Annotated in this window: 12 protein-coding genes; 8 read left to right on the top strand and 4 right to left on the bottom strand. The window is 43.0% G+C overall.

Translation table 11 applies throughout. The annotated features are described in order from the left end of the window. Positions 1–160: 160 nt before the first annotated feature. Positions 161–4387, bottom strand: coding sequence for a T9SS type A sorting domain-containing protein (locus AC3E9V_RS00780; protein WP_488751273.1), 4227 nt, complete (start codon positions 4385–4387; stop codon positions 161–163). A gap of 20 nt (positions 4388–4407) precedes the next feature. After that, positions 4408–5478, bottom strand: a complete 1071-nt coding sequence (locus AC3E9V_RS00775; RefSeq protein WP_488751272.1) for a hypothetical protein — start codon at positions 5476–5478, stop codon at positions 4408–4410. A gap of 237 nt (positions 5479–5715) precedes the next feature. Between AC3E9V_RS00775 and AC3E9V_RS00770 the strand changes: the two genes are divergently transcribed. Beyond that, the gene (locus AC3E9V_RS00770) at positions 5716–6240 is read left to right on the top strand and encodes an RNA polymerase sigma factor (RefSeq protein WP_488751271.1); all 525 of its coding nucleotides are present in this window, start codon (positions 5716–5718) and stop codon (positions 6238–6240) included. Between the two features lies 1 nt (position 6241). Then, positions 6242–6991: a tetratricopeptide repeat protein gene (locus tag AC3E9V_RS00765; RefSeq protein ID WP_488751270.1), complete on the top strand. Its 750-nt coding sequence runs from the start codon at positions 6242–6244 to the stop codon at positions 6989–6991. A 125-nt stretch (positions 6992–7116) separates the two neighbouring features. Here the strand turns inward: AC3E9V_RS00765 and AC3E9V_RS00760 are convergent, their stop codons facing one another. After that, positions 7117–10377, bottom strand: coding sequence for a CHAT domain-containing protein (locus AC3E9V_RS00760; protein WP_488751269.1), 3261 nt, complete (start codon positions 10375–10377; stop codon positions 7117–7119). Positions 10378–10607: 230 nt separating this feature from the next. Here AC3E9V_RS00760 and AC3E9V_RS00755 point away from each other — a divergent pair, with 230 nt between their 5' ends. Together AC3E9V_RS00755 and AC3E9V_RS00750 are read left to right on the top strand one after the other, a co-directional pair. Beyond that, a complete protein-coding gene (locus tag AC3E9V_RS00755) occupies positions 10608–11867 on the top strand; it encodes a pepsin/retropepsin-like aspartic protease family protein (RefSeq protein WP_488751268.1) in 1260 nt (419 codons plus the stop codon). A gap of 55 nt (positions 11868–11922) precedes the next feature. Continuing rightward, positions 11923–13038: an NAD(P)/FAD-dependent oxidoreductase gene (locus AC3E9V_RS00750; protein WP_488751267.1), complete on the top strand. Its 1116-nt coding sequence runs from the start codon at positions 11923–11925 to the stop codon at positions 13036–13038. Here the strand turns inward: AC3E9V_RS00750 and AC3E9V_RS00745 are convergent. Then, entirely contained in the window at positions 13035–13895 is an 861-nt protein-coding gene (locus AC3E9V_RS00745) for a UbiA family prenyltransferase (RefSeq protein WP_488751266.1), read from the bottom strand. The two genes, AC3E9V_RS00750 and AC3E9V_RS00745, sit on opposite strands and share 4 nt — an antisense overlap. 54 nt (positions 13896–13949) lie before the next feature. Here AC3E9V_RS00745 and AC3E9V_RS00740 point away from each other — a divergent pair, with 54 nt between their 5' ends. The 4 genes from AC3E9V_RS00740 (at position 13950) to AC3E9V_RS00725 (ending at position 20611) form a co-directional block, all read left to right on the top strand. Beyond that, a complete protein-coding gene (locus AC3E9V_RS00740; protein ID WP_488751265.1) occupies positions 13950–15041 on the top strand; it encodes a type III polyketide synthase in 1092 nt (363 codons plus the stop codon). 2 nt (positions 15042–15043) lie between these two features. Next, on the top strand, positions 15044–15736 hold the full coding sequence (locus tag AC3E9V_RS00735) for a methyltransferase domain-containing protein (RefSeq protein ID WP_488751264.1): 693 nt from the start codon (positions 15044–15046) through the stop codon (positions 15734–15736). 359 nt (positions 15737–16095) lie between these two features. Then, a complete protein-coding gene (locus AC3E9V_RS00730) occupies positions 16096–19110 on the top strand; it encodes a SusC/RagA family TonB-linked outer membrane protein (RefSeq protein ID WP_488751263.1) in 3015 nt (1004 codons plus the stop codon). 22 nt (positions 19111–19132) lie between these two features. Next, on the top strand, positions 19133–20611 hold the full coding sequence (locus AC3E9V_RS00725) for a RagB/SusD family nutrient uptake outer membrane protein (RefSeq protein ID WP_488751262.1): 1479 nt from the start codon (positions 19133–19135) through the stop codon (positions 20609–20611). The last annotated feature ends 26 nt before the right edge of the window (positions 20612–20637 follow it).

Here is a 20637-nt window from a genome sequence, read left to right as displayed (position 1 = left end):
GGGACCGATTACCTGGAGAGGCCATCAGATTACTTTTCACCGCTATCAGATTGCCTGGAGAGGCCCCTATAATCTCCCCAGGGGGATAGATCATGGCATTCACACAAAAAAGGTTACCCGATAATTCAGATAACCTTTTTCAGAAAATTCGCCTATTGTATTAATCCCCGATCAAAAGCTTCCACTGCACTACCACATCCTTATCACTATTCTCAATGATGAGGTAGTACAATCCTGTATCCCAGGCTGTCACATCAAGTTCTTTCTGCTGGATCCCCATCTGATAGGGTAAAGCCTCCTGATGAATAAGCTTACCATCAGGCGTCCAGGCTTTAAGGTGCAAATCATCCATCCTTATTCCTATCTGGTAACTTAATGTGATTTTCTCAGTAGCAGGATTCGGATAAACCTTGAAATCTTCAATGGCATCAAATCCCAGTGCATTGGTTTGCTCCACGACAATTCCATCCGGAGTGATCAGAGCCTCCAACTCGATGGTTTCAAGTCCTACCGAAGGCCCAAACTCAAACTCAATAAAAGAATTGGGGTCCATTGGCACTCCGGGATAATCAATATTGATCACATAAGTGCCATCCGGGATGTCCTTAAAGACAAAATTACCTTCATCATTGGTCTCCGTGTACAGGTACAGGTCAAACTCGTCCTGACCGGTACGACCACCTCCTGAGCGTGTTCTTCTCCTGAGTGAACAACCCGCTTTCTTCACTTTTCGTCTCGCCTCAATTCTTCCGCTTTCATCACCCTCCCCCAGATCGGCTTCCACCAACCCAAGTACATCATCCTCAACACCCGTACTAAATTCTCCCACCAGCTGAATGTCATAAGTTTCACCCTGAGTTCGAAGTTCTATGGTATCTGCCTCTGTCCAGGTATTGGACCCGCCGTAATAGGAGACCGGAATGTTGTCATCCGTAGGCACAGCCTTCATGATGTAATCATCCAGAACGATATCCTGTAAAAGGAAAGCTCCAGTAGTTTCAATGGTAGCGACATCTACCGAGTCAAATGGACCATCCAGAACCAACCATAAGGAAACATCTCCCCCAGAGGTCAATGGACCGGCACCATTGAGCACTGTACCGCTAATATCAGCCGTGGCAAGCACTTCTATGTCATTGCTTGTCAGAGTAAAATCAGGCACAAGAGGATTAGTCACATCTACGGTATATACTCCCATGCTGTCATATTCGATGCTTTCCAGGCTAAAAGTTTTGCCCGTTGCGCCGGAGATTGGATCTCCATCATAATTCCACTGATACTGATTCCCCACACCCGAAATATTGCCATCAAAAAGATATGGTGAGCCAACCGGGATCTTCTCCAGGATGGGACTGCCAATGGGATTTTGTGGATCATAGATAAAGTTTGGAATAGGCTGGTTGATAATAATCTCAGCAAAACCAATCCTGTTGCCCGAAATATCCAGTGTATTCAGATCAGGCATCTGACTCATATTTGGTATTGTGGAAATCTCATTGTCAGCAAAGTTGGCAGTCTGCAGACTGGTAATATCCCTTATGATCTTAGGTAGTGCTCCTACCAGGTTCCCCTGACTAAGGTCTACCGTCAAAACCCTTTCATTTTCAATGGATATCTGGTTCCATCCGGAAATTGGGCCATCCAGCCAGTTGACATCCACCGTCCAGTCCGGGCCTCCCATTTGTTCGTAAATAGTCCTTAATGCCGTGGAGTCCCTTTTCAAACTGGAAACTTTAAACTGGAAAACGCTACTGGAAAGTGTAAGGTTAGTCGCGAGGTTGTTTTGGATCTCCAAACGATAGTACCCTTCATCCGCAAACTGAATATTGCTAAGAGCCAGTGGATTGGATATAGCCCCCGTAAGTGCTACTCCATCTTTATACCACTGGTAGGTGTTGTTAGTCCCGGTAACAGGGACTAACAGTGATACATCATTATTTCGATCGGCTATCGTATCCGTATAGGTATACACACTGTCCTGAGGAGAATAGAGGAAGGTAGGAATGCCCACATTGGTCTCCAATTCTCCAAATTGCAGCCTGTTTCCGGAAACATCCAGAGTATTTAATGACAATACCGAATTGAATGATGGAATGGATGAGATTTCATTGTCTGACAAGTTCATGGACGTCAGGTATTCCCAGGAGGTAATGGAGCCGGGAATCGTATCCATTACCTGGTTCCCGGATAAGTCTATGGTAAGCAGTGAGTCTGCGTAATAGAAATCATCCGGCACGACCCCTACGAGATTGTTGGACGGAAGGCTCAAATCAGTCACTCTTTTATTAGCAACAGTCACTCCATTCCAATTCATTAATAAATCAGTCAGCCAGCCAGTGGCATTGGTCCAATCTGTACCTGCTGTTGAGTTGTAAAGCGAAACGAGTGCAAGCGAATCCTGATCAAAATCGTTGAGAATGGCAGTATACAATGCTGAGGAAAGCTCCAGGTCCGGAACAACAGTATTTTGGATCTTTAACTGATAAGTACCCGTATCTGTAGCCGCAAAGCTTGCCAGCACATAATCCTGCAAATCCTGTGAGGGGATAGTATCCCCATTCAGAAACCACTGATAGATATTATTCACACCACCCACATCTATATCTATGGTCAGAGGCTGCCCGATGCTGACAACCGAATCTTCATCCTCCTCCTCTTGCAATATCTGATTGGAATAGGTAAAAGCTGGAATACTAATATTTGGCTCCAGATCATCAAAATCAAAGTAGTTGGAATCAAGAGCGAGAGTATTCAATGTGGTTATGGAAGATAGATTCGGTATCTCGTTAAATGCGTTATCATAAAAATAGGCTTCTTCCAGCTTAGTCAGCTGAGTGGTGAGGGTTGGAATGGTATCTGTAAGATTGTTCTGCGAAAGATCCAGTTTCTTTAACTCACCAAGGTATCCCACCTGAAAAGGAAGATCCCCAACAAGATTATTGGCAGGAAGCTCCAGCGAATCTACTCGGCTGTTCACCACGGTCACTCCATACCAGGTATCAATTGTACCTGTAAGCCAGTTGGTCTGGGTATTCCAGCCGGATCCTCCCAGCTGATTGTACATGTACCGAAGAGTAGCTGAATCCAACTCTCGCCCATAATTATAGGCTACAAACGGGAAGGCCTCAGCCATCCCCCACTGGCCATCCTGATTTTTCGCACGGATGTGGAAGGTGTGTGATCCTTCCGACAGAGAAGCTGTACTTACTGCAAATTCTCTGAACACTTCGAAACTTGGAGGCGAAACAGGAACCGATGTACCTGCCCCATATCCCGGATCATTATCAATAAAGTATTCTAATTCATCAATTGGAGAGTTGATCGTCCCTGCCTGATCTACAAACACCAGCTGGGACTCAGCTGATCCCCACTTTCCGCCCTGACCTCTGGCTCTGATATATAATGTATGAAAACCTTGTTGCAAACCGCTGGCATTCAGTGAATCCATCAGGTTAACTATATTCCCCGGTGTTACATTAATGGTTGTTGCGCTTCCATAACCAGGATCATCGTCAAAGAAATACTCCACCTGGTCAACCAATACCGTTTCTCCTACGGAACCAGCCTGCACGTATGTTAATCTGGATTCTGCCTGTCCCCATTCACCATCTGTGGATTTTACTCGTACAAACAATACATGAAAACCAGCAGCAAGCGTATCGGCCTGTAAGCTATCCATGAAAGTGATTACTGAATCAGCCGTGACATCTATCCCGACACCATTTCCATATCCCGGATCGGCATCAAAGAAGTACTCAATGGAATCGATATTGACTGTCATACTGCCAGAAGGATCTACATAGACCAGTTGGGATTCTGCCAGCCCCCAGTCACCGCTATTTTCTGCCCTGGCTCTAATGTACAAGGTATGAAAGCCTAAAGGCAAACCGCTCGAATTGAGGGTCGTACTCAGATTGATAACATTTCCGCTTGTTACTGAAATAGAGGTGCCGTTTCCGTAACCCGGATCATCGTTAAAAAAATACTCAAGGGCATCAATATTGATCGTCAGCCCACCGGATTGGTCCACATATACGATCCTGGATTCATAGGGACCCCATGCTTTGATAGTATCATAGCTAAAATAGGCACTATCCAACCCATCACCATCATAAGTGGTATGAGTAGAGTCCAGTGTCATTACTACTCCTATGCTCTGAAGCGCTCTCATGTACAAAACATGGAAGCCCAGATCCAGGCTACTGGCATTCAAAGTCTCTGAAAGGTTAACCGTGGTATCCGGAGTCCCGGTATGTACCCTGGTGGCCGCGCTGTATCCCGGATCAGCATCAAAGAAGTACTCTATAGAGTCAATCACTTGACCAAAGCCAGCCAAACTGGCGGTCATCAGGATGACCGCAATTAATATGCTCTTAATCCTGCACATGATCAATCAATCTAAAGTGATTAATTACCCTGTGCCTGGATCGTTGCGTTCAGGTTTTCCCCCTGCCTGATCACTTCCGGAACCACCAGCTTCTGGATCAGTGGTAAAGGGGTACCCGTTGTAGAATAGGGTATAGTGCCTCCCATTACCCCGATATCCGTACCATCTGTTCCTGCTCCCTGCAGATCCGGATGAGTCACGGTCGGATCCCAGGTAAATCCCCAATCTGACGAGGCAATATTTATATTACTATCTGCAAATATGGTCGAATCGGTAGCAGTATTTACATTGTTGCTTCCGGTATACCCACTTAAATCATAAGCAGCTCCTGTATTATCAACAGCTACACAATTATTCAGAACATTATTAACAAAAGATGTTTGTGCTGTGGGCAAAGCTCCGTAAAAGATTGAATTGGATACAGTACAATTTTCCAGCGATCCAAATGCATTGTTATTATCCCCAAAAAAGATACAGTTCTTAATAATCGTGCCGTTATAAGCAGTAAGGTTTTCATAACTGGTTGATGTTCCGTAATGGTCTATTATACAATTTGAAACCACACTGTTGCTTACTGAAGTTCCAAAAGAAAGGGAAGGACTCGATGTATGATTGGATCTATTGATCATGCAACTTCTCACCAGTATATTTGACATTGCCCCTGTACCGGTGAGGATTCGGGCCAGATAACAGTTTTCTATGGTAATTCCGCTATAAGCTCCATTATCCTGTCCAATATCAATATAATCCGACATCCATAAACCAGAAATACGTACTGCGTTTGCATTTAAATAGAACCGGTAAACTTTCGCAACCTGAGGTCCGTCTTTATCCGGATAGAATCCAATTCCATAAATGGAAATAGAATCCGTATTTACCGTAACAGTGGTGGTTCCATTATCATAGGTCGTGGCACTAGGTATCACATGAATGATGTCTCCTGGAACAGCTGCTGTAATAGCAGCCTGCAGGGTGCTATATACGTGAGTCCCGGATGGAGCTCCGGGATTATTGTCAGCAACTAAAATATTTTGGCTATATGCAGCGAAAGCAACAAAAAAGGCCAGGGCAGTGGTAGTAAGGGTTTTCATGACAAAGCGGTTAAATTTTAAATATCGATATAAGTAATAATTTAGCACAATTAAGCTCATCATCCAAAACAGTAGTCTGGTTTAAATGAATTGTTTATATATGGTGAAGACTCATGACATTTACATTTTTCCCGGGTGATCTTGGATTTTTTTAATAAGTTAACGTTTTAGTCGGGAAACAACCCTACCCTATTAGTCTATATGTCAGAGATGTACATTTCTTCAATAAAGGGTGATTTGCAGAAATCACTGTGGGAGCAATATGTGGCTGGTAATAAATCGGTATTTGGAGAACTGTATACATACTATCACAGGAGCCTGACCGCCTATTGTATTGGGAAGGTCGGTTCGGTGGAAAGTGCTGAAAATGTGGCTTCCGATACATTGATAAAGTTACTCCAGCATCAAAACCCCGGAGAGATAGAAAATTTTGAAAACTGGCTCTTTAGTGTTGCTAAGAATGAATGTCTGACATTTCTCAGCAAATCCGAACGAAGAAAGAAACTCTTGAATGATAATTATAAGATAGCGAAAGAATCTCAACCCGATATTGAAGTCCGGTTTTCACTTGAAAATCTGGATCAGATTATCAGGGAGACGCTGGATGCCAGAGACTATAAGATCTGGCAGCTACACCAGCAAGGCTATGACAATAAGGAAATTGCTGAGATCATTGATTCAACCGAGAAAACGGTAGCTAACAGAAAATCAGCTGCAAGAATTAAGCTGAAGAGTGTCTTGAAAGAAATAAACAGCCCCTAGCGTGAAACTAAACAACAATTACGAACTCATTAAAGACTACCTGGACGGCACCCTGGAATCAAAAACCAGTAAAGAGATTGAAAAACTTCTCAGGGAGGACGAAGTGGCCAGAGACATTGCAAAAGGCATACTCATACTGGACAAGCACTTTCACCAGGATGAAGAAAAGATAGAAGACTATCTGGATCGTCTCCAAACCAGGCAGGCCAACAGGATCAAATCACACACCCGTTCTGGCGGAAAATTTACTTTCCTGAAAATAGCCGCTTCCATAGCTTTATTGATCATAGCATTCATTAGTATTTACCAATACGCTTCTCCTGATATGGAGGATTACCTGGCTGCTCAATTATCCGAACCATATCAGGCTCCTTCCATCACCCGAAGCGCCGAAGGATCAGATGACAATTACCTGTCAGGAATGGCTTATTATCGAAATCAGAAATACGAGGAGGCATACTCCAGATTAAGCACCTTAAACACCCCTGTAAGTCTTTTTTACGGTGGGTTGTGCAAACTCTACCTTGGGGATTATGACACAGCAATTAACCTGCTGAATGATGATCAACTCCGGACCGGTATTTTCAGCCAGCAGAGTAAATGGTATCTGAGCCTTGCCTATATAAAAACCGGTCAAAATGAGCAAGCAATGAAACTTTTGACCGAAATCTCTCAACAAAATGGCTTCAAACAGGAAGAAGCTAAGAAGATGATGTCGCTACTGAAAGGCGAGGGTTTGCAGTTTTTATGAATTATCAGCCTTTAGCCGCATTTGGTTGTGTCTCGGCAACCAAAGATTTACTCCGTATAGAATTGAATAAATCGTTTGTGAAGACAACAATCGATGGCAGGATGAATGAAAAGGTGATCCCACAACTAAGATTTTGAAAACCTCCTCCGAGATGCCAATGTACCTCCGGTTAAGACCACAATCCCCACTAAAAGCCAGAGCATCCACGTCACACTTTTTTGCTCAATAGGCTGAGTATCACCCATAGCAACAAATCCAGCCCAATAAAACGGATGCTGCTTAAGGGGATCTTTTTCCTTTCCCAGAAAGGAAAGCTGCGCTTGTTTTAAAGCCTTGTCTTTCGGGGCTCCGTTTTTAATGTTTTTATAGAACTCAATCATGATCCCGGACGTGGCTTCATCGGGCACTTTCCACAGGCTCATCACCACACTGGGACACCCCGCGTAGCTAAATGCCCTGCTAAAACTAATAAGTCCCTCTCCTACCTGCAAAGCCCCACTCCCACTGCTGCAAGCGCTCAGCACCACCATCTGTGCATCTATATTCAGATTATAGATCTCACCAATTGCCAAAAAGCCATCGTTAGTGCTGTCTTTTTCGTCGTTAAACAATAACTCAGAATAATGAGGATCATTCATATTGAGTAAGCTGTGCATGGCGAGGTGAAGAATGCCGTAATTGCCGGAGTTCATTTTAAAATTAGTCTCAGAAGCCTCGGCATTCAACCAGATCTTTCCATCCATCATCCTGCCTATTTCCGAAACTTCAGCAATGGCTCCCGGCAGGGGTAATTTACCTTCCCTAACCAATTCAAAGGCCATGGGATGGTCAACAGAATCTATACCGGAGTAGTGCTCTGCTTTATACGAAGGTGCAAACCCCGCAAATGATGCCTTGTTTGTGTTCCTGATTTTTCTTGAATTTAAAGTAGCTGAATAGGCGTAACTGATGTCATATTGTTTGATCAAATAATCAAGCGAAGCATAATCTATCTTCTCTGGCATAGAACGAACAAAAACATTGAAGTTTACCCGGCTTAAAAAGCCATCCGGTATGATAATCAAACGTTGTTTGTTGCCATGGGGGCTTATAGCCGGGTCTACCAGCTCATTGTAAAGATGAGAAGCTGAGTATGTAAAAAGGCTGTCCGCTCTCCTCGAGTCATTCAGTACCAGGTCAGCATCAGTGAGGCTCTCCACATAGCTGTTGATTGTATTCTTCAAATCCTTTCGGGCATCAAATTGGTGCAATTCAAAATGATCTCTCGATATATCAAACACGTAGCCTGATGTATCTGCCAGAAAGTACTCCAGGATCAACGTCTCTTCATCCAGGAGACTTTGAATAGCCCCAATTTCTGAAATCACATCCTGGTACCTGAATTCGAAATAATCGGGATAATTTGCTTCCAGTCGATCTTTGAAGCTGTCTGACCTTGTCCGGATTGTAAAGATTCTGTCCTGATAGATGTTTGAAAGTGAATCGTTTTTTGCTTCTCTGGATTCTCTCAGCTTTCGTTTGTAATAGGTCAGCTCGATGGCTATATCCCGCTCCTTCGATAGCAGGCTGTCAGGCACGCCAAGTGACCTTTTGACGTCAATATCTTTGATCTTGGAAAGCAAAATTGGGGATTTGCTTTTTTCCACTATCCTGAAGGCTTCCCGCTTATATTTTTCGTCACCCGTGCCCTGATACAATAAATAGGCGACCTTGACTGCCTCTTCAAAAATCTGTCGCGAGTCTTCTCCCAATTGAGCTTTGGAGACCTCAAGGTTATAATCCTGACTTATAGCATCTATCACATCCATGGCAAGCAGATATCGTGAAAGCGCCGCTTTCAGGTTTTTTTCGCCCCTGTTCGATTGATACAATGAAGCTATTTTCCTCAGCGTAATCAAAGCCAACTGCTTATGGGTCAATGAAGGTATTTTAAGCTTAAGGTCATTTTGTATTGAGTCCAGTGAAACTGCATTGAGGGATTTCAAATACGCTTTCAGGGCTTTTTCCCTGTTTTCAGTTCTGGCATATAAGTCGCCGAGGTTCTGGTGGATAGTAGCAGCTTTTGGATTTTTCTCCCCAAGCGATTTCCTGATCATATCCATTGCCTCATTAAGGTGACCTCTGGCCATTTCCCAATCCCCCTTCTGCAAATAGCCCTCCCCTAATTCAATCAAAACATCAGCTTCCCTGGCAGAACCCGGCCCCAAAGCCTTTTGAAAGATCTCTCTCGCCTTCTTCAGGTACTCAATTTGATCTTCTACCTCAGAGATTTCTGAATAATAGTTTCCTATAATAGCGTAGATGATCCCCAGGTACAGGTGATTTGATTCCATGTACTTCTCACCCAGATTTTTTGCTTTCATCAAATACCTGACCGCCTCCTCATGCCTGCCTACATGACCATACATGGCTCCCAGATAGGCATAATAGGTATGTAAAACCGGTGTTTTTTCTCCGAGTGCCCTCTCTACGATCAAATTTCCCTGTTCAATAAAATGAATGGCCCGCTGATAGTTGAACATGTTTCCATAAAGCACACCAATGGTATAATAGCTGGCTCCAACGTTTACATGGTTCTCACCTAACGAGGCTTTTCGTATCTCCAGGGCCTGACTAATGTAGGGTAAGGCCCTGTCATAATTACCTACTGTCCTGTAAATAGTCCCGATATCACTCAGGCTGTTTGATATGGTAGGGTGATTCTTGTGTAAATACTTTTGCCTGATAAATAAAGACCTCTCACCAAGTTTCAGGGCGGTAAAAACATCCCCAAGATTTTCATAAGCCTTGGCCAGATTGAATAATGTATGTGACAGCTCCAATGAGTCTACCGCCTGCTGATCCGTACGAATTTCATAGGCCTTCTCCAGGTAATAGATCGCACTATCATGGTTTCCGATATTATTGTGATAATATCCCAATGTAGTATAATCGAACCCAAGTAGCGGGTGATCCGAACCCAGCACTGCCGAACGAATATTAACGGATTTTCTCATCAGGGTTATGGCCCTGTCAAAATCACGGGAGCAACCTCCTGCTGCCCTGGAGAGGAAGTAGTATCCCCGGGCCGTCAAAGTATCAGATTCTCCGGCTACCTTAAGGCTTAAGTCGAGAGCCGGTGCAATACTGTTTCTGGCTTCCTCACATTTTCCAAGATTGGCTAAACTCTCACCTTTTTCATAAGCGGATTTAATCAATCCTACAGTGTCCTGATCATCCTTAAAAGCCTCTAACGCCAGATCGAAGATCTTTGCCGCACTATCATATCTGGCCTCATAATACAGTCGGCCTCCAAGCTGATAATAATCATGCGCAGACATCTCCTGGCCAGTGACATACGATGAAGCCAGCAAAACCAGTGTGCCTATCAATAGTTTCTTACTCAATGGTTGGTGCAGTGTTGGATTATTCACAGTCAAAGTAGAAATAATTTGGGCGGAATCAAAGCAGTAAACAGATTAAGGACATTTACGAATACAGTTATAAAATTCCTCCTATTCGATTGAAACAATCATTGTTTTCGTTAATTTAAGTAGTTAGGAGACAATCGCTTCAGGGAAATCCTTATAAGTGGCATAGGGAAAGTGGTTCCTTCGGTTGTTTGGATATATAGAGTATGGGTAGAAAGATATTTTATTACCGTTTTATTAAGATTTTGCTGGTTGCTGCCTTCACGATCACTTTATCATGTCCCCGAAGCCTGGCACAACAAAAGATCGGTTTTGTCATGGATGCAAATCTGGACAAAGTCGAAATTCCCTTTGAAGAGTACAGCAACCTTATAGCCATTCCCATTACTATCAATGGTTTTCTTACACTCAAATTTATCCTGGATACAGGGGCAGAATCCACTATTCTCACTGAAAAGATCTTTGGAGACCTGCTCGGTCTAAATTATGTGAGAGACATCACCGTGCAGGGGCCGGGACTGATTGATTCCCTCCGGGCCTTTGTAGCTACGGATATCCGGATGTCCCTACCCGGTGGCGTAAGCGGAGGTGGACTCAACATGCTTGTCCTCAAAGAGGATTACCTGGAACTCAATAAGAACCTTGGAGAAGAAGTATACGGTATCATTGGTTATGATCTCTTCAGTCGGTTTGTGGTTCAGATTGATTACGAGGAAAACATCATTACGCTGTATCGTCCGGAAACCTATAAGCCGCGTAGATCTTACGAATCTCTGCCCATTGAAATTGTCAATACCAAACCCTATCTTAAAACTATAGTTAGTCAAAACGGGCAAAAGGACAGTGTCAAACTGATGGTCGATTCAGGAGCAAGTCATGCCCTTTTGCTGGATGTGAAGAGCACCGACAAAATACAACTCCCGGAGACGCTTGTTGCAACTCGTCTTGGTCAGGGGCTTGGTGGTGAGATCCCCGGATTTATGGGCCGGATGAACGGGTTAGTGGTCAATTGCTTTGATTTTGAAGATGTACTCGTATCTATTCCCATAGACGGCGCCTACCTCAAAGCCATCAAAAGGGGCTCCCGGCATGGAACTATAGGAGGAGACCTCCTCACGAGATTTAATGTAACCTTTGACTACCCACATCAATACATTTATCTGGCCAAAAGCAATCGGTATCGGGTTCCCTTTGAGCATGATATGAGTGGCATTACCATCTCAGTAGAAGGTAAAAAGCTGGATTCTCTGGTTATCTCTAATGTCAGGCGAAACTCTCCGGCATACAAAGCAGGTGTAGAAGAGGGCGACATCATCATCCGAATGAATGGTCTTCGTGCTGACGTATCCAGTGTTTCGGAATTTCACGCCTTGCTGCGTGTGCGAGACGGCAAGAAAATCCGTATGATCGTTCGTCGCAAAGACAAAAAAATCCGCTTTGTCTTCCGGCTAAAGCGTATGATCTGACATACTTTTGCTTAAACAGCCCGTTAATAAGCAAGGGTAAATCAAAATCCTATTCATGACAGATGTACTTATAGTAGGCGGTGGACTGGCCGGTCTGATAAATAGTATTTTGCTTAGCAGAGCCGGATTGCAGGTAGTGCTCCTGGAAAAAAAGACGTTCCCTTTTCACCGGGTTTGCGGAGAATATATTTCCAATGAGGTAATTCCTTTTCTGGAGCGCCACGATCTTTTCCCCACGGATGTCTCTCCCTCTCGCATTGAAAAGCTGCAGCTGACATCCACAAGCGGTAATTCCTTTGAGCAAAGGCTGGATCTGGGAGGATTTGGTATCAGTCGCTATACTTATGACCAATGGCTGGCAGAAAAAGCCATAAACGCCGGGGTCTCACTTCTGGAAGGTCAAACGGTCAAAAACATCCGGTATAGAAATAACCACTTTTCCGTCAGTACTTTATCGGGTAACAGGTATGAAGCCAAAATCGTCATAGCAGCTCATGGTAAGCGCTCTATGCTGGATAAAAAACTTGATCGTCCTTTCCTTCATAAAAAATCTCCTTATGTGGGTGTAAAATACCATGCTCTACTGGACTTTGACCCTGAGAAAATTGCTCTCCATAATTTCTCAGGAGGATACTGCGGAGTTAGTACGGTTGAGGAGGGTAAAGTAAACATCTGCTATATGACGCACCGGGATCAGCTGAAAAAGTATGGGAGCATCCCGGACCTGGAAGAAGGTGTATTGTTTCTCAACCCTTTTCTTAAAAATATTTTTCAACGAGGTGAATTCCTGTTTGACAAGCCGGAAGTCATTAACGAAATCACTTTTGAGAAGAAAGAACCGGTCTTTGAGCACCTGTTTATGAGTGGAGATGCAGCCGGAAGTATCACCCCCCTATGTGGGAATGGCATGGCTCTGGCCATTCATTCGGCAAAGACCCTGTCCGAAATAATCATCCGGGAGTGGAATATGGGGCATTTCGATCGCCAGTCGATGGAAGAATCCTATAGCAAAGAATGGAATCAGCTTTTTGCCCGCAGACTCTGGGCAGGAAGACAGATACAGACATTATTTGGCAGCAGCCTTGCCTCTGAACTGGCCGTTTTTACCGGCAAGTACCTCAGACCCATAGCCCGCTCCCTGATCCATCACACCCATGGGCAGCCCTTTTAGCTAAGAAGCAGCCAGGCAAAAAAGAGGTTGAGACACAGACTGGATAGAAGGTTCAGCCGCATGGTGCGTTCAAAGTCAGCATTTTTGCTGGAAGACCTCACCTGATAATACCAGATCCCAAAAAAAATCAATACCGGGGAAAGTAGGGCTAAAAAAAGAACCGCCTCTTTCAATGAGAAAAAAGAGAAAAAATACAGGCAAAAAAGAAGAACTGAGCCCGTAAAAAAGATCGCAGTAAAATGAAAGGTACCCAGTACCCCCAGGACCAGGCTAATCGTACGATCACCCCGCTTGCTGTCCTCATCATGCTGATAAACCTGCGTCATAGGATATGATCCAAATAACAAGAGTGTGCTGAGAATAGCCGGAAACTGTATCTCGTAGACAAAGAGGTCAGAGAAATCAACCCCGGTAAGGCCCAGATAGACCATCAGCCAGGTGAAATAGCCCTGGAAAACACCTGCAACGAGCCACCCGGTAATGGGCATTTTTTTTAATCTGATCGTCGGATGACTGTAAGCCTTTGAAACCACTCCATAGACAAAAAGCATAACCGTAAAGGTCATGGAAATCATCATGCCCAAAATCAAAGCAACCACATCCAAAAACAATGAGGTATAATAAAGCTGTTTAGTGACCGTTGGAGGTTTTTTCAGTCCTCCTATACTCTGTTCATCCTTATCAAAGTAGCTATTATAACCGTTACTGGCAGGATAAAGCAAAAAGTGCAGGATAAAGAAGACTAAAAAAAAATCAACCCGGCTAAAAGGCAGGGACAACGCTGCTGCAAACAAAAATACTGGCAACAGAAAAAATGAAAATGGAAAGCGTAAATGTAATAATGTTGACTTTTTCATCCGTAAGCTAGAACCTCTTCGCAAAAGTTAGTTATTATTACTTAAGTACGAATTATGCCCGCATATATTTCATCCATAGGTACAGCCACCCCCGAAAACCGTGTCAGTCAGAAGGCCATCTCTGACTTTATGGTGAAGCATCTGCCATTATCAGAGAAGGGAAAAAAACTAATGCGCATTTTATACCGTGCCAGTGGTATTCAGTACAGATATTCTGTCATTGAAGATTTTGGCAAAAGCTCGGATGCATTTTCGTTTTTCCCGAAAAGCGAAGACCTGGAGCCCTTTCCTACTGTAAGCTCACGAATGAAGCTGTACCAGGAAAAAGCCATAACCCTAAGCGAGCAGGCTGCCGGTAGCTGCCTGCGCAATCAAAAAGTGCAACCCACTCACCTGATCACTGTAAGTTGTACAGGCATGTATGCACCAGGTATTGATATTGAGCTGGTAGAGCGGCTTGGCATCCCCACTGACATACAGCGGACCTCCATCAACTTTATGGGTTGCTATGCATCGTTTAATGCTATGAAAGTAGCGTACGAGATCGCCTGTAACAATCCCGCTGCAAACATCCTGATCGTAGCAGTAGAGCTGTGCAGCATTCATTTACTAAAGAAAACCGACGAAGACAGTCTGCTTTCCAATGCGCTGTTTGGTGACGGAGCTGCCGCTCTTTTAGTACAGGGACAAAAAAACGGGCAAAAACAGCTGGAAATGAAAGGGTTTTATAGTGATCTGTCACTAGAGGGAAAAGAAGAGATGTCCTGGCACATCAACGATTTTGGCTTTCAGATGAAACTCAGCGGACAGGTACCGGACGTCATTCAGCGCGGGATTGGCAAACTTACCCGGAAGCTACTGGACAGGTTTGACCTGAACGTTTCCGGGGTGGATCATTTTGCTATCCACCCGGGCGGAAAACGAATATTGGAGGTCATAGAGATAGAGCTGGGGCTTTCCAAAGAACAAAACGCTCCTGCTTATGATATTCTCAAAAATTACGGTAACATGTCGTCTCCTACTGTCCTTTTTGTTTTGAAAAAGATCATGGACCCGCTGACTCAAAAAAATGACGGAGAAAATATCTTAAGTTTTGCGTTTGGCCCCGGACTGACCATGGAAAGTATGCTTTTAAAAATAACCTGAGTATGCTGGAACACCGATCTACCGAACTGGAAATCATGGATGACCTGGAGATCGAAGGGCCGGTCATAGGACAGACGCTACATGAACTCGACGTAATCAACCGTAAGCTCGGTGGTAATCAAATCAGCCTGACTGCATTCAAAAAAATCATTAACGAAAATAACGTAAAGTCCCTGGCGGACCTGGGCTGTGGTGGTGCCGATATCCTCATCGCCATGGCTAAAATTGCAAAAGGAAAGGGGCAGGACATCAAGTTTACGGGCATTGATGCTAACCCCCACATTGTGGACTATGCCAAAGAACACACCTCTGGCTGGTCAAATATTCACATTTCCTGCGAAAACATTTTTGACTCTGGTTTTCAGGAAAAACAATTTGACATTATCCACTGCTGCCTGTTTACTCATCATTTTACCAAAGAAGAGCTGATTTCACTTTTCAGGAGATTCAGGAAGCAAGCCCGGGTGGCGATTATCATCAATGACCTGCACCGGCACTGGCTGGCTTATCACTCCATCCGGTTGATCACACGGTTTTTTTCCAAATCATACATGGTGAGAAATGATGCGGCTATCTCCGTGGCCCGTGGATTTTTAAAGGATGAGCTCTCCTGCATCCTGCACGAGGCTGGTATCAAGAATTACACACTTAGGTGGAAATGGGCCTTTCGGTGGCAGCTGGTTATTTACTTGTGATCCAATTAATTGTCATTTCGAGAGGCCAGCCTCTTTAGATGAGGCCACAAATTGGCTGATGACGAACCTGTAAAGCACTGAAATACAGTGTCTTTTACAAATACGTCATTGGTAGGGACGAGAAATCTTACTCAAGATTAACCCAAAACTGTTTTTGGAGGAAAATTTATCAACCCATACTCCCTTACTGCTTAATTGCAACTTAACAAAGTAAGACTAACTTATGATTGAAGAAATCTGTCCTCCTTTTTACCCATTTTGTGCATCTACACCAGCCCCACTGAACTTAGCTACTGATTTTATATAGATAATGTATTTTATATTCCTATTTTTAAGGATAAGATAACCGTTTCCTAACTATGAGATTTATTATCACTTGCCTGGCCTTTTGTCTTTTACTTTATCCGGCATTCTCACAAGACATTACTGTAAGTGGAACTGTGACTGACGAGAATGGGGAAGGTATTTCGGGAGTAAAAGTAACTGCAGGAAAAAACTCGACTGTCACCGATGATTATGGCAAATTTGAATTAAAAGTATCAGATACATACCACACAGTTACTATTTCAGGGCCGGGATTTGAGACCCTTAGGGTCCCTTTAAACGGACGTACCGAAATCTCTCCGGTACTGAATCCCATAAGCAATGACATGATAGGAACTGGAATAGGGACACAATCGAAAAAAGAACTGACTAGTAGCATATCTTCGATAGATTCTAAAGATGTAAGTCCTGCACCATTGATAAATCTGGAACAATCAAATCAGGGCATGACGACCGGTATGTTTGTCCAAAACTCAAGCGGAAAATTAGGACAGGGTACCACCGTAAGAGTTCGCGGAGGTTCTTCACTATCTGCTTCCAACCAACCTTTATATGTTGTGGATGGTGTTCCGTTAACTTCCGGCAACCAGTCTAACATCAACCCAAGTAATATAGCCTCTATTGAGATTCTTAAAGATGCAAGTGCTACAGCTATTTATGGTTCCAGAGCCGCTAATGGGGTAATCCTTATAACTACTAAGGATGGGGTGTCAGGAGAAATGCAAATCAATGCAGACTATCAGTTCGGTATTAGTCAAACACCAAAAAAGCTTCAATTACAGACTCCTGCTGAATATAATCAAATGCTCATCGAGTATACTTTGCGATTTTTTAACCTGGATCAATACATTACAAAAGAAAACCTCAAAACCTGGCAGGAAGCTGGAAGTTTTGAAATCAACCTTCCTGACTTCACTATTAGGTTACCAGATTTTTTCGAAGCTTTAGGGTTTGGTATTGACTCTCTGGAATATGGTACTGATTGGCAAGAGGAAGTTTTAAGGACAGCCTACTCGCACAGAGCAAATGTTGACATTCAGGGTGGAACCAAAAATTTCGGATACTTTAGCTCACTGGGGTACACAACTCAAGAGGGAATCTTAATAGGGAATAAGTTTGACAGGTTAAACGGAACTCTAAACCTCAATGGTACTTTTAGTAGTAAATTATCAGCCCAACTGAGCTTAAACTACATTTATACAAAAGACAATCAATTGAATGATGATCAGGATCTTGGCGCTCCTCTACAAGCTATTGTCCTTCCACCATCAGACAGTTACAACCCTGAAAATGACTACAAGCTTGTTGTAAGAAGTTTGGAGTATAATCCACTTACAGAAATACATTTTTCTGATAATATCGGCTTTAATAATAGTCTTGTAGGAAACCTGGGTTTCAACTACAAAATAGCTTCTAACCTGAGCTTTGACATAAATGGAGGAATTGATTATGGGAATTTTCGACATGAATGGAGACAAGGTCCTCAAACCCAGGATGGTGCCCCAAATGGAAGGTCTGAATTTAGTGAGACAAAAATTCGGAATACTATTTTCAATGGATGGTTAACATATAGCCCATCAATCTCCGATGACCAGAAGCTTTCTGTGATCCTGGGGGGTTCTTATCAAGAGTCAAGGGGTACAAGTACTTTTAGAACAGCGCGAATTAATAATGTAGAGGAACTCAAAGAACTTGAAGTTGGTGATCCCCAATTAACATCATTCCCGGTCCCTGGCTCAGCCAGTATTTTTGCATCTTCTTATGGAAGAATTGATTATGCCTTCAAAGAAAAATATTTAGCACAAATATCTGGAAGAGTAGATGGGTCTTCAAAGTTCGGGCCTGATAACAGGTACGGGTTTTTTCCTGCTGCTTCACTAGGTTGGATTATTTCAAATGAACCTTTTTTACAAGGAGTTTACCCATTGTCCTTTCTTAAGATTAAGGGAAGCTATGGCCAGGTAGGGAATACTCCAGTGGATGATTTTTTATACAGGAAAAATTTCTTTCAAGTTGAATACGATGGTGAAGAGGCTGTTGAACTCGCCAACCTTGGAAATCAAGGGCTGAAATGGGAGACCACAGGTCAATTAAATCTTGGACTAGGTTTTGGGCTTTTTGATGATCGTATTAATGGAACTTTCGATTATTATATTAAAACTACAAAGGATCTGCTTTTTCCTGTTCCTGTAAGTATGACAAGTGGTTTTGGTTCTGTTCTTGACAATGTCGGGACTATGGAAAATAAAGGATTTGAACTCTCTCTCTCCTCCATAATTATTAATCGGGAGAACTTTTCCTGGAGCTCCGATTTTAATATTTCCAGTAATCAAAACACAGTAAAAGATCTTAATGGTTCTCAGGCAATTGTTGGAGTAAATGCCTTTTTGGAAGGGCAGCCAGCTGGAATCTTTTACATGAGAAAATATATGGGCGTAAATCCTTCAACAGGAGAGGCTCTATATGCTAATGGTTTTGGTGGAACAACAACAGATTATGAATCAGCCCCAAGAATGATTGTAGGAGATCCGAACCCCGACTTCTTTGGAGGGATAACCAACTCATTAAGTTATAAAAACATTGATCTATCATTCATGTTCCAGTTTGTTCAGGGAGCAGATTTGTACTTCGCTACTGGCGAATTTCTTGCCAATAGTGGTATTGCCAACCTTGGCCAGTTAGCATCTCAAAATAATCGGTGGTATTCTCCCGGTGACGATGCGCCGTACCCGGTTTTGAATCCCTTTGCAGATAATACAAATCCATCAAGCAGGTGGTTAGAAGATGGAAGCTATCTTAGACTTAAAACCGTAACACTAACATATAATATCCCCGGTCGAATACTTTCAAATTGGTCATTACGAAATATGAGTATTTATATAGCCGGACAAAACTTACTTACATTTACTGACTACGTGGGTTATGATCCGGATGTCAGTTATTTTGATCCTCTCGATGGTATAATAGGCCAAAATATTAGTAGGGGAATAGATAATTTCACTGCCCCACAACCTAGAATTTTTATGGGTGGTATTAAAATAGGTCTGTAAGTTGGAGTTACTAAAAAGAAACATGAAAAATCTACTTTTTTACTTATCATCTGTTATGTTTCTCAGTTCTTGTGAAGGGCTTTTAGAAACTGATGCTGAAAATTCACTTAGTGGAAATATTCTGGTTGATCAGGCAAGTATTGAAAATGCATTAAATGGAGCTTACTATAATGCTTTCGGAATGTATGATGGTGCAACAGGAGGTGAATTACTTGGGGGGGATTTCAAACTGATTGCAACTCTGCTCACGAGAAGTAATCAAAGTGAAGTTTCATGGGACATTACCAATGGTGAGACTTACGAAGACTTTATCGATAAGGATATCAGGGCAGCCAACTTCCAGGTAGAGGCAAACTGGTTACGGGCATATGAAACTATCAACCTTGTAAATGACATCCTGGCCAATATTGAAAATATTTCAGACGAAAGCTCAAAGAACAGAATAATGGGCGAAGCTCTGGCCATCCGTGGAATTTTATACTTTGAAATGGTACGCCTCTGGGCACCCCAGTATGGGTCTGTTCCGGAAACTACCCTGGCAATTCCTTTGCTTTTGCAACCAATTGAAAATGTAAATGAAATCAAGACACCGGAAAAGGCCAGCATCGAAACCATTTACAATCAGGTAGAGAACGATCTTGAAGAAGCTTCAGCTCTATTACCTGAACAGAATGGTACAAAAATTTCCCACTATATCTGTGAAGCCTATTTGGGAAAGGTAGCAATGCAGAAAATGGATTTTGCTGCGGCTGAAAGTCATTTTAATAATGTAATTAACGGGCCATTTGCTTTAGTTGATTCTCCACTGGATGCCTTTAACAATAAGTCCAATACGTCTGAAGATATTTTTGCCGTTCAGCAAGACATTTCGATCAATACAGGAAGCAGATCAACTGGTACTGGTTTAGTTACCTATTTCTCATCTCTACCAGAAACTGGATTAGGTGTAATGCGAATACTCGACTTTTCATTAAACAATAGCCTGCTGCAAAACAATCCGCTCTTCAGTGGAAATGATGTCCGGGGAAGCATTGAATATGGTATTGAAGAGAATACGTCTCCTGAATCGATCACCACAGCATTTTATCAGGACCCAATAAACACTCAGAGAATAACTTGCGCCAAATTTATCAGAGAAGATGATGTGATCCCACTTATCAGGTTAGCCGATATCCGTCTTCATCGGGCAGAGGCTATTTTTGAGCAAAACATCGATGTGATCGACTCTACTGCACTGGATGATCTGAATGATATCAGGGAGAGAGCCGGAATTGGCAGGCTATTTGGGAGTCAATTTGATGATCCTGACGATTTTTTCGACAGTCTGGTAGTGGAGATGAATAGAGAACTAATCTATGAAGGCATCATATTTCATGACTTGAAAAGGAGAGCTCTTTATCTCACTGATGTTCGCATAACAACCAATGACCCCCTGGATGATAAATTTATTTTACCCATTCCTCAGGCTGAATGTGATGCCAGTCCCGGACTTTGTGATTAACTCATTGGGAAAAGTTCTCCGGTTAT

Source organism: Marinoscillum sp. HNIBRBA16962, from assembly GCF_057801515.1.
The sequence above is the reverse complement of the archived record's forward strand: the minus strand, read 5'-3'. Positions and strand labels throughout refer to the sequence as shown.

Excerpts from the sequence above, each read along its gene's own strand:
- AC3E9V_RS00755 (WP_488751268.1), top strand. The coding sequence starts at position 10,608 with ATGGGTAGAAAGATATTTTATTACCGTTTTATTAAGATTTTGCTGGTT.
- AC3E9V_RS00730 (WP_488751263.1), top strand. The coding sequence starts at position 16,096 with ATGAGATTTATTATCACTTGCCTGGCCTTTTGTCTTTTACTTTATCCG.
- AC3E9V_RS00750 (WP_488751267.1), top strand. The coding sequence starts at position 11,923 with ATGACAGATGTACTTATAGTAGGCGGTGGACTGGCCGGTCTGATAAAT.
- AC3E9V_RS00745 (WP_488751266.1), bottom strand. The coding sequence starts at position 13,895 with ATGAAAAAGTCAACATTATTACATTTACGCTTTCCATTTTCATTTTTT.
- AC3E9V_RS00725 (WP_488751262.1), top strand. The coding sequence starts at position 19,133 with ATGAAAAATCTACTTTTTTACTTATCATCTGTTATGTTTCTCAGTTCT.
- AC3E9V_RS00735 (WP_488751264.1), top strand. The coding sequence starts at position 15,044 with ATGCTGGAACACCGATCTACCGAACTGGAAATCATGGATGACCTGGAG.
- AC3E9V_RS00740 (WP_488751265.1), top strand. The coding sequence starts at position 13,950 with ATGCCCGCATATATTTCATCCATAGGTACAGCCACCCCCGAAAACCGT.
- AC3E9V_RS00780 (WP_488751273.1), bottom strand. The coding sequence starts at position 4,387 with ATGTGCAGGATTAAGAGCATATTAATTGCGGTCATCCTGATGACCGCC.
- AC3E9V_RS00775 (WP_488751272.1), bottom strand. The coding sequence starts at position 5,478 with ATGAAAACCCTTACTACCACTGCCCTGGCCTTTTTTGTTGCTTTCGCT.